General features: G+C 43.6%; 12 protein-coding genes and 1 pseudogene. 6 read left to right on the top strand and 7 right to left on the bottom strand.

Going from position 1 to position 15090, the window contains the following annotated elements; translation table 11 throughout:
* The first annotated feature begins 75 nt into the window (after positions 1 to 75).
* A complete protein-coding gene (locus EJ063_RS01440; protein WP_126572229.1) occupies positions 76 to 1914 on the top strand; it encodes an AAA family ATPase in 1839 nt (612 codons plus the stop codon).
* A 32-nt stretch (positions 1915 to 1946) separates the two neighbouring features.
* Here EJ063_RS01440 and EJ063_RS01445 read toward each other — a convergent pair whose 3' ends face one another.
* A complete protein-coding gene (locus tag EJ063_RS01445; protein ID WP_126572230.1) occupies positions 1947 to 2810 on the bottom strand; it encodes a hypothetical protein in 864 nt (287 codons plus the stop codon).
* Between the two features lie 182 nt (positions 2811 to 2992).
* Here EJ063_RS01445 and EJ063_RS01450 point away from each other — a divergent pair.
* Positions 2993 to 4010, top strand: a pseudogene (locus EJ063_RS01450) (phage integrase).
* A gap of 94 nt (positions 4011 to 4104) precedes the next feature.
* Here the strand turns inward: EJ063_RS01450 and EJ063_RS01455 are convergent.
* From EJ063_RS01455 to EJ063_RS01470, 4 genes are all read right to left on the bottom strand, one after another.
* Positions 4105 to 5151 (bottom strand): GMP reductase, encoded by a 1047-nt coding sequence (locus tag EJ063_RS01455; RefSeq protein ID WP_126572231.1) that lies wholly within the window; start codon positions 5149 to 5151, stop codon positions 4105 to 4107.
* A 507-nt stretch (positions 5152 to 5658) separates the two neighbouring features.
* The gene (locus EJ063_RS01460) at positions 5659 to 7287 is read right to left on the bottom strand and encodes a methyl-accepting chemotaxis protein (protein ID WP_126572232.1); all 1629 of its coding nucleotides are present in this window, start codon (positions 7285 to 7287) and stop codon (positions 5659 to 5661) included.
* Positions 7288 to 7628: 341 nt separating this feature from the next.
* Positions 7629 to 8606 (bottom strand): porin, encoded by a 978-nt coding sequence (locus EJ063_RS01465; protein WP_126572233.1) that lies wholly within the window; start codon positions 8604 to 8606, stop codon positions 7629 to 7631.
* A gap of 153 nt (positions 8607 to 8759) precedes the next feature.
* Positions 8760 to 9200 (bottom strand): Lrp/AsnC family transcriptional regulator, encoded by a 441-nt coding sequence (locus EJ063_RS01470; RefSeq protein WP_126572234.1) that lies wholly within the window; start codon positions 9198 to 9200, stop codon positions 8760 to 8762.
* Positions 9201 to 9363: 163 nt separating this feature from the next.
* Between EJ063_RS01470 and EJ063_RS01475 the strand changes: the two genes are divergently transcribed.
* Positions 9364 to 9948 (top strand): LysE family translocator, encoded by a 585-nt coding sequence (locus tag EJ063_RS01475; protein WP_126572235.1) that lies wholly within the window; start codon positions 9364 to 9366, stop codon positions 9946 to 9948.
* 99 nt (positions 9949 to 10047) lie between these two features.
* Positions 10048 to 10824, top strand: a complete 777-nt coding sequence (locus EJ063_RS01480) for a siderophore-interacting protein (RefSeq protein ID WP_208640348.1) — start codon at positions 10048 to 10050, stop codon at positions 10822 to 10824.
* A 69-nt stretch (positions 10825 to 10893) separates the two neighbouring features.
* Here EJ063_RS01480 and EJ063_RS01485 read toward each other — a convergent pair whose 3' ends face one another.
* Positions 10894 to 11763 (bottom strand): LysR family transcriptional regulator, encoded by an 870-nt coding sequence (locus tag EJ063_RS01485; RefSeq protein ID WP_126572237.1) that lies wholly within the window; start codon positions 11761 to 11763, stop codon positions 10894 to 10896.
* Between the two features lie 183 nt (positions 11764 to 11946).
* Between EJ063_RS01485 and EJ063_RS01490 the strand changes: the two genes are divergently transcribed.
* Entirely contained in the window at positions 11947 to 13461 is a 1515-nt protein-coding gene (locus EJ063_RS01490) for a DUF1254 domain-containing protein (RefSeq protein WP_126572238.1), read from the top strand.
* Positions 13462 to 13506: 45 nt separating this feature from the next.
* Here EJ063_RS01490 and EJ063_RS01495 read toward each other — a convergent pair whose 3' ends face one another.
* Positions 13507 to 14409, bottom strand: coding sequence for a LysR substrate-binding domain-containing protein (locus EJ063_RS01495; protein ID WP_126572239.1), 903 nt, complete (start codon positions 14407 to 14409; stop codon positions 13507 to 13509).
* A 182-nt stretch (positions 14410 to 14591) separates the two neighbouring features.
* Between EJ063_RS01495 and EJ063_RS01500 the strand changes: the two genes are divergently transcribed.
* Positions 14592 to 14993 carry a hypothetical protein gene (locus tag EJ063_RS01500; RefSeq protein ID WP_126572240.1) on the top strand — a complete coding sequence of 134 codons (402 nt, stop codon included), beginning with the start codon at positions 14592 to 14594 and terminating at the stop codon, positions 14991 to 14993.
* Positions 14994 to 15090: the final 97 nt, after the last annotated feature.

The raw sequence follows: 15090 nt of genomic DNA on the forward strand, positions 1-15090 counted from the left end.
AATTAAGAACATTCAGATTAGTTTCAATGCCTTCACCTTAATCAGACCACCCAATAAAGCTAATTACCAGAGACAATGACAAGAAAGCTTACTAACGATATTGATAAAATCGCCTACTTTGAGAACAATATGTATCCTGATGAATGGGTACTAACAAATCTAAAACAAATTAACTGCTTTATAGGCCCTAATAACTCCGGAAAAAGTAGACAACTAAGGGAGTTATTTACCAGTGATCCAAGCAGATGGATTATCGATACTTACTCTTTTCCAGCTGTCGATGTACTGCGCACCGCACAGAGAGCAATCAAAAGCAGTTCAACTATTAATAATAATATCACTCGGAATGTCGATTATGTTGTTATCGGTAAAGTCGCCCCTGCAATTGATAAGTTGATTAAATCTGAACAACCAAGACCGACAACTAAACTTGGAGAGTTCATTTATCCAGAAGTGATTAATACCCGGAGTAGTAATAGTGCTCCTCACAAATTAAACGACATATTAATATTAGGCCTTCACAAAGATAAAACTACTGAAATTGACAATTATAACAATTTAACCAGCATAAACTGGGCTAAGTGTTATGTTCCTACATTGCGTAGTCTTAGAAGTTTAGAAGCACATATTGAAAATGCTACGGACTTGTTCAAATACCGAACACAGGGAGATTATTTTTCTGATAAAAAAAATCTTGGCGATATTTTCACAGGTTACTCTCTTTACCAAGATTTGGTAAAACACCTCTTAGGTAGCCATGAACAGAGAAAAAAAGTAAGAAAATACGAGGAATATCTGTCTCATAACTTTTTCTTTGGTCAGGATATATCTCTAGTTCCTATGGTTGGCAAAGATGTTGTTTATTTTAAAGAAGGTGATAAAGACGAACGTCCAATTTATGACCTAGGTGATGGCATACAATCCATCATTATTTTAACCTTTCCAATTTTCATGGCTGACAAACCTACGATTTTCTTCATTGAAGAGCCAGAACATTACCTCCACGCAGGTCTTCAGCGTACATTAATTGAAGCTTTCGCAAAACATGAAGAACACATGTTCTTCATGACTACTCATTCAAACCACATTTTAGATATTGCTCAAGAACGTGATGATATCTCAATTCAACATGTTCATCAGGATAACGGCACCACCATTGTAAATCCTACTCAAGAGTATAGTGATTTACTAGATCAGTTAGGTGTACGTGCATCATCAGTTCTTCTAGCGAATTGCTCTATATGGGTTGAAGGCATTACCGACAAACTATATTTAAGGGCTTACCTCAACAAGTACATTCAAGAGCTGCGGAATAAAGGTGAACTCAGCACGGCCAACAGGTTAAATAGCTACCATGAAAATCTGCATTATGTTTTTACCGAATATCAAGGTAGCAACATTACACACTGGGCGTTCGGTGATGAGGCTACTACTACTCAAACACCAGCTAAAAAACTTAATAAGAATATTTTGCTTATCGCTGATGCTGATATTGACGGTAAAGGTAATCGCACCACTGAACTAAAAGAAGCACTAGGCGATAGTTTTCTACTACTCAAGTGGAAAGAAATTGAGAACTTTATCCCTCAGGCTATTTTACTCGAAACAGCAAAGCAACGCTGGGATACTTTCAATCAGCGTGGAGGTTGCTCAATCAAACGTTTTTCAAATATAGAAGATGCTCGTTTTGAGAAAACGGATGAAGGTATTGGAAGCATACTAGAACGCTTTGTCGATAAAGCTCCTGGCTTGGAACGTAACTTTTACAAAGACAGGTCCGGAACTATCAAAGACAAAGTTAAGTTCTGCCATACAGCAGTTAAAGTGATGGAAGAACAAGAGTGGGAATTGACACCAAAGTTAAGAGAGCTCTGCAAGCGCATCTGGGATCATATCGAAAAAAACAACTCATAAGCGAAAAATATTCAAGTAATCAGGGGCGTAAATCATGCCCCTTCTAGTTCTGAGTCTACAACTTTAACTTTCCTAAACGACAGATACTTAGTGAAGCCAGTAGAGATAATGACTTTGTTGTTTGGTGATATGCCAACGTGACCAACAATAATCACATCTGAACCATCTAGCTTCCCTACTTCTTTTATTTTGAAATTACGTAATACCTGGTCTTTTAACTCGGATGATAGGCTAATGCTTGGCTCCGTACGATAATCCCCATAGTTAAGCCAAAGCGTTCCTTTCTTATCAATATCTAGGTTGTTAATCGGGCCCCAGAAAATGTATTCCTTACCAATATGTTGATCGCTAGCTTCATGAATTGGTACCAAGCAGTTCGACAAAGTATCGTTAATGACGTCTCTACCGCCATCGGCAACTATGTTGATTGTTTGGCCTTTGTCGCCGTAATTTGGGTTTCGGCATAAGTTAGTAAGGAGTGCCCTTAATGATTTGTTGAGTGGGTATCCAGAACTGCCACCAATTCCAATATTTTGCTGTGGTGTAAGGCGAGTTGATGGTTCATCGCCATGCTTATCGTTATCTTGAGAAACGTAGAGTTGCTTAGCACCGGCCTTGTCTAAATCGACTCGGATATCATGAGAAAGTTCTCCTTCTTCATCCTCGTCTTCACTACCGTCAGATTTAACCAATACAGTAGAGGCGTTACAACCTTCAAGGTGACGAGCAGCAAAGCAAGCCATTCTCTCGATTTTGGCTGTTGTATATCCTTTTACAAACCACGTTTTTACACCGCATTCGCTACAATCGATAAGTCCTCGATACTTATCAGGGTTCGCTTCATATTGCTCAGTGGTGCAATCACTACCATCTTCTCTGTAAGTACAAACGATCATAAGCAACTCCTCACTCATTAAGTCTCATAAATTTAACAAGCCAGATTTAGTTCAACTAATTGAATATCACATCAATGTGATGCAGATCGCTACATTATTGTACGTTATTCTACAAACAAACATTGGTGAGAAACAACACCAGAATAGACTGTATGTATGTACAGATTATTCTGGTTTTTACTATGTCTATCCGCAACTTAAAAGATGGTTCCAAAAAACCTTGGCTATGTGAATGCTACCCAAACGGTCGCACTGGTAAACGTGTTCGCAAGAAGTTTGCAACTAAAGGCGAAGCCGCTGCTTTTGAACGCTTCACAATGAAAGAGATAGAAGATAAACCCTGGACTGGCGATAAGCCTGATCACCGAAGGCTCTCGCAGCTTATCGAATTATGGTTCGATCACTATGGTGCAACCCTAGCCAACGGACCAGTAATTAAGAGTAAATTTCTTAAGATGGCTGAAGCCATGGGTAACCCAATCGCCTCTACGTTTTCTTCTAAGGTGTATTCCGAGTTTCGTAGCCGCCGTATGTCTGGTGAGTTTATCTTCGTTGATGCACGTTGGCAGAAAGGCGCACCAAGTATCGCAACCTTAAACTCCGAGCTTGCAAGGTTTAAAGCGATGTTTAGCAAGCTTAAAGAACTTGGGGAATGGAAAGGTCAAAATCCACTAGAGGAAGTTAAACCTTTTAAAGACCATGAACGTACTATGGCATTCCTGCAGAAAGAGCAAATATCCCTTTTACTTGAGCAAGTCGAAGGTCATCAACGTACGGATATGCTCAAAATAGTTAAGCTATGTCTGTCTACTGGCGCCCGTTGGAACGAAGCAGCTCAACTTAAAGGATCACAGCTAAGTAAGTTCAAGGTTACTTTCACAAAAGAATCGCTCTGTACCTATCTCTGAATCGCTTTACAACGAAATCTATAAACCAACATCAGGAAAGCTGTTTGAAGAGTGCTACACGCCCTTCTGCTACATTCTGAAGAACAAACTGGGTATTGAACTACCCTCTGGTCAAGCTTCGCATGTTTTGCGCCACACGTTCGCTAGCCACTTTATGATGAACAGCGGCAACATTCTTGTGCTGAGAGACATTCTAGGCCATGCCGATATCAGCATGACAATGCGTTATGCACACTTCGCACCCGATCACCTCTCAGAAGCAATCACTCATAATCCAATCACTAATCTGTAGTTTGTCGCCACTTTGTCGCCATTTAGTGATTTTTAGACAAAAAAAGAGCCGCTAAATGCGGCTCTTAATCATTCGTAATTTCCGAAGTATTGGATTACTTCTCTTTACCGAATACGTTGTTCTCTTGCTCTTGTACGCGGATGAAAGTCGTACGCTTAGTTAGCTCTTTAAGCTTTGCTGCGCCTACGTATGTACAAGTTGAACGTACACCACCAAGGATGTCAGAGATAGTGCCGTGAACAGAGCCACGGAATGGTAGAAGTACGGTTTTACCTTCAGCTGCACGGTACTTAGCAACACCACCTGAGTGCTTGTCCATTGCAGACTGAGAAGACATGCCGTAGAACTTCATGAATTGCTCGCCGTCTTTCTCTACAACTTCGCCGCCTGACTCTTCGTGACCTGCTAGCATACCGCCTAGCATAACGAAGTCAGCGCCGCCGCCGAATGCTTTAGCAACGTCACCCGCACATGAACAGCCACCGTCACCGATGATCATGCCGCCAAGGCCGTGTGCTGCGTCACCACATTCGATGATTGCAGAAAGCTGTGGGTAACCAACACCAGTTTTAACACGTGTAGTACATACCGAACCAGGGCCGATACCGACTTTAACGATGTCTGCGCCTGCTAGGATTAGCTCTTCACACATGTCACCAGTTACAACGTTACCTGCAGAGATAACTTTGTTCGGGAACTCAGCGCGAACTTTCTCAACGTACTCTACTAGGTGCTCAGAGTAGCCGTTTGCGATATCGATACAGATGAAGATTAGCTCTTCAGATAGTGCCATGATTTGCTTAGTTTTTTCGAACTCAGCTTCAGACGTACCCGTAGAAACGAATACATTGTTCAGTGTTTTCTTGTCTGCGTTCTTAACGAAGTCAGCCCACTGCTCTACTGTGTAGTGCTTGTGTACTGCTGTCATTACTTCATGTTCTGCTAGCGCTGCCGCCATTTCAAAGCTTGCTACCGAATCCATGTTCGCTGCGATTACAGGAGTGCCAGACCATTGACGGCCACTGTGCTTGAATGTAAACTCGCGGGTTAATTCAACTTGAGAACGACTTTTAAGAGTAGAACGCTTCGGGCGGAATAGTACATCTTTAAAGCCTAACTTAAGTTCTTGTTCGATACGCATGATAAATCTTCCTGTAAACAAATTTACGTGTCGGTGCGTTTTCGGTAAACGTTGGCAGACGCTTTACTGAGTTTCGGACACAAAAAAACCGGAGCGTTGGCAGACGCTCCGGTTTTCAGCATTATAGGTCCCGATTTATTTCCTGCAAGACTGATATTTTCATTTTTTTTGTGATACAGTTCGGTTAAGTTGCATACCTAACTAGCACTAACCTCTTCAAAAACCTCTACTTTTCCTAACAAAACAACCACTTAACCAGCATCTAGCGAAACGTTTGCGCAATCCTTTTCGTCTTAAACTCTGCACAGCTTTCACCCAATCACTGCGTTTTTCGTACAATATCCCAAAAAAGTCACTAAAATATGACGATTTCTCTCAGTAAAAATATCGCCTCTTGCGTACTGTTTGGACGAAATTTGAACGTTTATGAGAAAATAAATCGAACCGATACAAAAAAAGCAGAAGACAAAGGGTCTTCTGCTTTTGCTTTATCACTCAATGTTGAGCTTATAACTTAAAGAAAGAGAGCTGCGCTTTCTGTTTTTCAGCCAATGTAGACAGTTCATTACTGGCACTTGCACTCTGGCAGATACCTGAAACGTTCTGGTTAACCAGTTCTGACATGTTAACAACGTTGCGGTTAATGTCTTGCGTGACCTGAGACTGCTGCTCAGCCGCTGTCGCCACTTGGGTGTTCGCATCGTTGATGTTGGTGACAGACTCTGTGATGCCTTGAAGTGCACCATTAGCTTGAGCAGACAGTTCTTTGTTCTTCTCCAACATCTCTAGGCTTAACTGCATGCTGTCGTTCGCTAGACCAGACTGCTTTTGTAGCTCTTCAATGATGGTTTGGATCTCACCTGTCGACTCTTGAGTGCGTGCAGCCAGCATACGAACTTCGTCTGCGACAACCGCAAATCCACGACCAGACTCACCAGCGCGCGCCGCTTCGATAGCTGCGTTGAGTGCCAATAGGTTTGTTTGTTCAGAGACACCACGAATGACTTCGATTACATTGCTGATTTGTTCCGATTGCTCTTTTAGCATGAGCACAACGTTAGCCGCTTCATTTAGCGCCGTACCCATTTGCTCGCTCGCTTGGTTGCTTTCTTCAAAGATACCAAGACCCGATTTTGCAAGTTGATCGGTTTCACGCGCTGTTGCATCTGCTAGCTGAGCGTTATCACTTACGTTATCTGCGGTGCTTGATAATTCGTTCACAGCCGAAGCCACCTGCTCGATTTCCGCCAGCTCTTGCTGCGCGTTTGCTTGAGCTTGTGTCATTACGGCTGCAAGTTCAGTTGACGCTGACGCTACCTCTTCACTAATACGTGTTAACGCTTCTACCGTGCTGTGCAGCTGCTCAGCAGTTTGGTTCACATCTTGTCCTAAACGGGCAACCTCGTTCTCGCCGTCTACATCAGCACGAACAGATAAATCACCTGCGGCTATCTTACGCATGACTTGCTGCAAGTTTTGGATTGGTGTGACGATCATGCCTGACAGTACCCATGCAACAAATAGCGAGATGGCCAACACAGAAAGTACCAATACCATCGCTAGGTTTTGAACCTTGGCATTTTGCTCAGCACTTTGATCCATTGCTGCGCTCGCAAACTTGTTAACCTTTGCAGATAGCTTGTTGATCGCTTCAATCATCTCATTACCCGCATTGCGGTATTGCGCGATAAAATTATCGTACTCTTGCTGGGTTGCAGTACCTGCATCACGGCGAGCAAACAGCGCCACAGCACGATTAGAGAAATCAATGTAGTTTTCAATCGAGCGGCGTACGACATTCACATCATCACGGAACGTTTTTCGTTGCGCCATAAGATCGAGGTCTTTTTGGATTTGAGCTAGGCTTACTCTTAACTCTGACAAGAACACATCACGGCGAGATGCATCATAAATGGCGTAAACCGCGCTTATGCGTAGTGGGTAAACCTGATCATCAATATGTGCCAGTTTATCTTTGTAGAACACTAACGCGTCAGTGTTCGAATCAATGATTTGTTGCTCTTTATCTAGGTTACTCTTAGTAATCCACAGCGCGATAAACAGCGCGAAAGTAGTAAAAAGAACAGGCACAAGGACCTGAGTTCGAATAGACAAATTTTTAAGCGATAATTGCATTATTTTTCTCAATCAACTTTTTTGAATTCTTCCTTGAGTTGGGAATATTCCCACAACATAAAGGGCGCGGATTCTAACATAGTTGCAGTACCACTTGTCATGCTAATTTCTATAAAACCGGCCACAGATTAACTAAACCGTTTGCGTATTGTTCTATGTGCATACGGGATATGCACCAAGTTTATCCTTTCCATGAATGTGTTTGACTTGACTCAAAACAAAAAAAGGCCAAGCAGTGCTTGACCAATTGGGACATAACTTATTCAACCCAAGATGAATACCAGTCAAAACAAACAGCTATTCACCTTGACTGGTATTTAGGCTGAAATCAGGCAGTTTAATTAGAAATCGTAACGAGCGCCTAGACGTAGCGTATCTTCACCCTGAACAACTAGGTCAGCCACTTTGACTTCATCAAGGCCGTTCATGTAGTAAGAAACGTAAGTACGGAAGTTGCTGTTGAATTTGTAGTAACCAACGAGCTCAATGCCGTCAGTTGCATCAGCTTTGGTGCCAGACACTTCATTCTCTTGATATGTGTACAGTGCAGCCGCTGAGAACTGTTTCGAGAACTTGTATTCTGCAACCAATTCATAAGCCGTAAACTCGCTGCCTTTACCCTCATCGATTTCATTGTCGCCCTGAGAGTATGTGCCCGCTAGATATAAGCTATCTAGAGTGAACCCTAGGCCAAATAGAACTTGTGAGTCAGATAGGTCATCACTGTCTGCACCAGAGAATGCAAGGCCTAAATCCAGGCCAAATGGCGCTGAGTACATACCTGCCACGCTGTAGCCATCTGAATCTTTCTCTTTTTTCGCTTGATATGTTGCTTCAAGTTGAATCGCGTCAAAACCGCCACGGTATGCAATAACGCTGTCTTCTTTGTCGCTCGCAGAATCAACGGTCTGTTGAACACCAGAGAACTCTGTAATATCCGTCATATCAGAAACGATAACTGACGCCATATCTTGACGGCCTAGTGAAATTGCATGGCCATCAAAGTCTAAACCCGCGTACATGTAACGGTTTTCGAAGCCAGTATCGCCACCTGTATCTTGCTCACCTTCGTAAACGCCAAAGGCAGACATACCTTCTGTGATTTCTGACTTACCTTTGAGGTTAAAGCGAGCGCGTGTGCTGTCATCCATCGTGCCTTCAATTTCAGCACCTTTTGAAGTACCTATGAAGTCACCACGAAATTCTACGCGGCCACCTACTTTGAACTCTGTGCCATCTGATTTGTAAACTGTCGCTGCTAGTGAAGAACCTGATACGAGTGCTGCAAATACTGCAGACGCTGCCACTGCTTTTTTCATCTTATTTACCTTGCATTTATAATGAGCTTCTATGCTCGAACTATGTGTTGCGAGATAAATTAGAGGTCTGAGATGAAGGTTTAATTGCTAATCTATTACGATTAAGTGGCGATTGAGTTTATAAATGATGACAGTCATATTCATTGTAATGATTTAACGCTCATCTTTGGGGGAGTCCATCACCACCATGGTTGTAATAGATTGAACGTGTTTACACTCACCAAGAACGTCAGCGTGAAACTTCTTATAGCTCGGTAAATCTTTCGTTTCGACTCTCAATAGGTACTCGTTCGCCCCTGTGATGTTGTGGCATTCGACCACCTCTTCGACAAAGCGCACGTGCTCTTCGAACTCTTGCTGAGATTGCTTTCGGTGACTTGCTAACCCGATGGAGACATAAGCAATAAAGCCGACGCCAAGTTGAGTGTTATCGGTCATGGCTCGATAGCCTTTGATTACCCCTCTTTTCTCGAGCTCTTGCACTCGCCTTAATGTAGCGGAGGCCGACAACCCAATACGTTCAGATAGCTCAACGTTAGAGATTCTTCCGTCCATTTTAAGCTCTTGCAAGATTCTTTCGTCAAACCGATCCATATCGCACCTTTATTGTTCATTTTTCCCATTCAGTTCGAATAAAAGCACATAATTGTTCACTAATCCACCTACTATAACTCTCGACCGGTCAAAAATTGCTTCTTAGCGCAATATTATTGCGTTCATCTACTCGGCCTTGAGCCTGTTTAATACGGATTTAATTATGGAATTAGAACAACTCGGCGCATTAGCACTTTTCGCATTCGTTTCTACCTTTACACCCGGTCCAAATAACCTGATGCTGATGACGTCGGGTGCAAACGTCGGCTACATGAGAACCTTACCCCATATGAGTGGCGTCGCTTTTGGTTTCGCGTTTATGGTGCTGATCGTTGGCTTAGGTTTATCGTCAATTTTTACCGCTTACCCTGCCGCTCATACTGCCCTCAAGTACGTCAGTTTGGCTTATCTGCTTTATCTCGCAGGGAAAATTGCTTTAAGTGGCAGAGCCAAAGGTTCGGCTGACTTTAAGCCAATGAGTTTTATCGGTGCAGCCAGCTTTCAATGGGTTAACCCTAAGGGTTGGTCAATGGCACTAAGTTCAGTCACGCTGTATAGCAACGGCGGCGGTTGGTTTGAACTGATGATCATTTCGTTGACGTTTTTGATAGCAAACTACCCGTCTGGCACGTTTTGGATATTGGCCGGGCGTGAACTGCAGCGCTGGTTGACGACCAATGTTCGTGTACGCACCTTTAACGTTTCCATGGCCTTGCTACTGATCGCTTCGACCGTTCCGATGATTTAAGCGGCTAGCACGTCAGGAATGTAAATTTGTTTAAAGATGCTATTCAAGCGTGAGTTCTACTGTTAATCTAAATGCGAACAAGAACAATTATCGAGTCGTATCATGAAAAAGCCATCACCAAAACATGTGGTTATCCAGTCTACTCACGCTGTGACACCGAATATGCAGCGTATTACATTCCAATCAGACTCCCTGCGAGAGTTTCCAGCAAACTGCGCAGGTAGCTACATTAAGCTATTGTTCACACCGTCTGGTTCGACTGACCTTTCTCTGTTAGGGCCAGACGACCGACCAACCATGCGCACCTACACGATTCGTCAGTTTGACGCACAAACTGGCACGATCGAGGTCGACTTTGTGAGGCACATTACCCAAGACTTACAGTGTGGCTTTGCCGCTCGTTGGGCGATGAATGCCGAAGTAGGTGAATCAATCGCGATTGCTGGCCCTGGTACGATTCAAGAAATGAACATTGAAGCGGATTGGTTTTTCATGACCGCAGATATGACAGCCCTACCCGCATTATCTGCAAAAATTAAGCAACTGCCGAGTGATGCGACAGGTTATGCGGTGATCAAGGTCATTTCTGAGCAAGATATTCAGCCAATTGAAGCGCCTGAGAATGTTCAGGTACATTGGATTTTTGAGCAGGATGATCTTGCTACAGCGGCACGAGAGCTTGAGTGGCTAAAAGGTAAAGCCTCGGTTTGGTGTGCATGTGAATTTGATTCGATGCGTGGACTGCGCCAATATTTCCGTAACGATAAAGGCATCGACCGTGAACATATCTACATCAGTAGCTACTGGAAAAAAGGCGTTGCAGAAGACGGTCATAAGGTGATTAAACGTCAAGACGCTGAAGAGAACGAAGGCTAACGCTTGGTTACCTACCAACATTGAAAAGGGGCTAAGTCAGCCCCTTTTTAGATCGTGTTCTTACTAATACTAACCCAGCTTCTCAGCCAGAAAATCAATCAGTAGCCTTACCTTTGGTGATAAGTTTCGGTTTTGCGGATAGAGCGCCCAGATCCCTTCTCGCTCATCGCGATACTCTGATAACACTTCCACCAGCTCACCCGAATCTAATGCTTCTTGTACATAATGATCGGGCAGCTGAACAAGTCCTAGTCCACGCTTGGCCGCATCAAGCAGTGCATAACCTGAGTTACAATGAATACGCCCTGTCACACGTAAAGACTTTTCACCGTTGCGATCCCTAAAGCGCCAGTAATCAACCGAACCTACTAGGCATTGATGATTACTCAGTTCCGACAGTGTATGAGGCTCGCCAGAACGCTCTAAATAGCCAGGGCTCGCACACACATACAATTGACGAGTCGATAAACGTTTTGCCATAAAGCTGGAATCTTGCAAGCGGCCTAAGCGAATCGCCACATCCACTCCAGATTCAATCAAATCCAATTTCTGGTTGCTCAACACAAGATCTAAGCTGACTTGAGGGTAGAGCTCTAGAAACTGATGGATAAGAGGCGCAAGGTTTTGCTCTCCAAAGGTGACAGGTGCGGTGATTTTGAGTAACCCTTTTGGTGTCGATTGCATCTGGGTTACCGCAAGTTCGGCTAGCTCCAAACCTTCGACTAAGTGTTTACACTGCTGGTAGTAAATCTGCCCTGCTTCAGTTAACGACACTTTACGTGTAGTCCGGTTAAACAGCTTCACCGCCAAACGTTCTTCAAGTGTTGATACTCTTCGGCTGATTTGCGCCACTGAAGTATCCAACTTTTTCGCCGCTGCGGTGAATGATTGTGTTTCAGCAACCGCTACAAACTCACTGACCCCTTCCCAATTCGCCATAATACTCTCTGCAATACTCGATATGGTTTTGCGACGATTATTACAGATATGCAATAGAGTCTGCAATCGGCTCGCAAACTATTTGATCTTATCTATGCTCAATTTTGAGCCTCTCCTTTATCAACTTTGTTCATACGCTTCGATTAGAGTGAACGTATCGAAACAAACCCACTAGGTGAATTTATGTTTAAGACTCGAATTAAAGCACTCGCTCTATCAGTAACACTGGTATTTTCTACCTCAGCCTTGAGCAGCGATTACAACACAGATGTTCCTGAAAGCATTATGACTCCTGACAAAGTCGAAACCAGCATCGGCTCACTCTCGTTTGATGATGGCGTGCCTTCAAAAGAAAGCGCTGAGCGACTTTACGATAACCTCGATACGTTGAGAGCTACCGAGGTATTCCTTAACGCGATCCCTATGGCATCGTTGGAAGCGATTCGACTTGGGCATGTGGAAATGGGGATCACCAAGTCGAATCAGGTAATGATTTTCGACAAACTGATGGACTCCAATCCGCTATTCCTGACCGGTAATACTGATACCGTCTATGCCTCTGCTTTCCTTGATTTAGAGCGTGATGGTCCAACCGTGATTGAAGTGCCACCAGGTATGGGTCCAACAACAGTCAATGATGCGTTCTTCCGTTTCGTGACCGACCTAGGTGTCGTAGGCCCAGATAAAGGCAAAGGTGGTAAGTATTTGATCCTGCCTCCTGGCTACGAGGGCGAAATTCCTGAAGGTTACTTTGTTTCTAAGTCAACAAGTTACACCAACTGGTTCATTGCTCGTGGTTTCCTCAAAGATGGCAAGCCGGATGCAGCAATCGAAGCGTACAAATCAAAACTGAAGATTTATCCGCTAGCGAAACAATCTCAACAGCCAAACATGGAGTTTGTCTCTGTTAGCGGCAAATCATTCAACACGATTCACGCTAACGACAAGCATTTCTATGGCGAGATTAAAACCGTACTCGATAAAGAACCAGTCTCGTTCATTGACCCAGAAATGCGTGGCTTAATGTCGAGCATTGGCCTGCAAAAGAATAAGCCGTTTAACCCAGACGAACGTATGGAGAAAATTCTAGAAGATGGCGTTGCGATCGGTAATGCTACGGCGCGTGCGCTTTACTTTCACCCAAGGGATAAGTCAGCCTATAAGTATGATGATCGTCAGTGGAAAACAGCCTTTATTGGCGGAGACTACCAATGGCTAGTCGATGGTGGAGAAGGTGGCCGTAACTTAGATGCGAGAACCTACTTTTTCTATGTTGCAACGGTAAACACACCGGCAATGGCACTTAAGCTGATTGAGAAAGGCTCACAATATGCGCTGGCAGATACCTCTAGCGATGGCAAATTCTTAGACGGTGGTAAAACATACAAGCTGAACATTCCAGCGAACGTCCCGGCGAAGAACTTCTGGTCAGTGGTGGTTTACGATCCACAAACTCGCTCAGAACTACAAACTAACCAGCCGTTCCCGAGCAAGAACAATAAACGTGATGACTTTATTGAAAATGCCGATGGTTCTGTCGACCTATACTTCGGACCAACTGCACCGAAAGGAAAAGAAGCCAACTGGATTCAAACCGTGCCAAATAAAGGTTGGTTTAGCATCCTGCGCTTATACGGACCACAACAAGCTTGGTACGAGGAAAGCTGGAAACCGGGTGATATTGAACTGGTCAAATAGCATTTGAGACCAAAAAGGCAGCGTTCGTTGACGCTGCCTTTGTCGCTATAAACTGGCGAGAGTGTTTCGGATAACGCTTTCGATCTTATTCATGATCGGGTGTTGATAGTTCACTCTATGATAATGAATACCGACGTCATAACGCATTTGCTCACCATCCAGTAACAGTGGGATTTTTTTCACACTATCAGGCAGCGCTTTACCAACTTCGAAACAAACCAAAACATGCTCGCCACCCGCCACACAATCCATGGCACTGCCTAGTGAGGCTACCGTAAGAGATTGCACCAACGAAATGCCGACATTTTTTCGAATACGTTCATAGTAAGCACTGCTATCAAACGCCCCCATTGAAATACGTACCGTCTTGCAATCAATCAACTGACTTAAATCGAGCGTATCAAACTGAGCAAGTGGATGTTCTTGATTGGCGTACAAATAGAGCCCCACTGCCCCGACTTTTCGTTCAATGATATTTTCATTAAACTCATTCGGATAACCCGCAATACCTACTGCTAAGGTATCTGGCTTGGGAAACTCGATCCTGTCTAAAGACCAATCCATAAACGAGATTTGCGGCGTTGCTAAAGTTGTTAGATCACTGACTAGCGGTAAGGTAACAAGCCGGCTCAAAGGGTTGACCACATAAAATAAGAATTCAAGATTAGGCTCACCATGATCAAATCGTTTTGCGACCAAAGGCACTTGATCTAGCTGCTGTAATGGCAAAGTTATGTAGTCAATTAGCTGATTGGTAAACAATGTTGGCGTGTACACCCCTTTGGCAACCACAAATAGCTCATCACCCAGACTATCTCGGCAGTCAGACAAATGGCGATTAAACGTCGCTCGGCTAATATCAAGGTCATGGCATACTTTCACCTGAGAGCCAAAACGGTGCAATGCGGTCAAAAAGCGATATAAATTAAGATCAAAACGATTTTTCAAAGGCACACTCTCAGCGATTTAATGGTCGAGATCCAATATAAGTGACATTACGACCCTCTGCCCTAAAAAGGGTTCAAAATTTCACGTTACAGCACACTATCGAAACTCATAATTTCGCGAATGCACCGACTTATTGCTTTGTGCTAACATACCGCTCTGTTTCGCATTTCAAAATTCTAACTATGTCTAAATTAACCCTATCCATCGGCGCAATCATTTCAGCGATTTCTGTTTTACTTGCTTGGGTATTCATTCCTACTCATGTTCGCTTAAGCAGCGAAATACTTAGCAAGCCAATCGGTAACGGTTTTCAGATTGTGGGTTACAAGGCGATTTCAACCAAGCCTCAAGACGGCAAATTGAATCATTTCTTCCTAATCGACACCAACGGCGACGTGAAAGACGCAGAACCTTTCCTGATTACGTCTGATCCGTTCATTCAGTTTGAAACAACCGATGAAAACAAACTCTCGTTAACGGTTAAAGGTCGTATTAAGCATTTCGATAATGACCTATGGGTAGAGCGTGAAAACGGCACGGTTCAGCATTGGTTTATCAGTGTCGATGCGGAGTACACTCGTTAATCCTTTCTGCTAAGGCATGACAGCCTATATTTGCTCTAGCTTTCACTCTTTAAACAGGTAAAATCACGCCCAATTGATTTTACCTGTAGTGAATAGC

Origin of the sequence: Vibrio aquaticus (assembly GCF_003970385.1) — a bacterium.
GTDB classification, from domain to species: domain Bacteria; phylum Pseudomonadota; class Gammaproteobacteria; order Enterobacterales; family Vibrionaceae; genus Vibrio; species Vibrio aquaticus.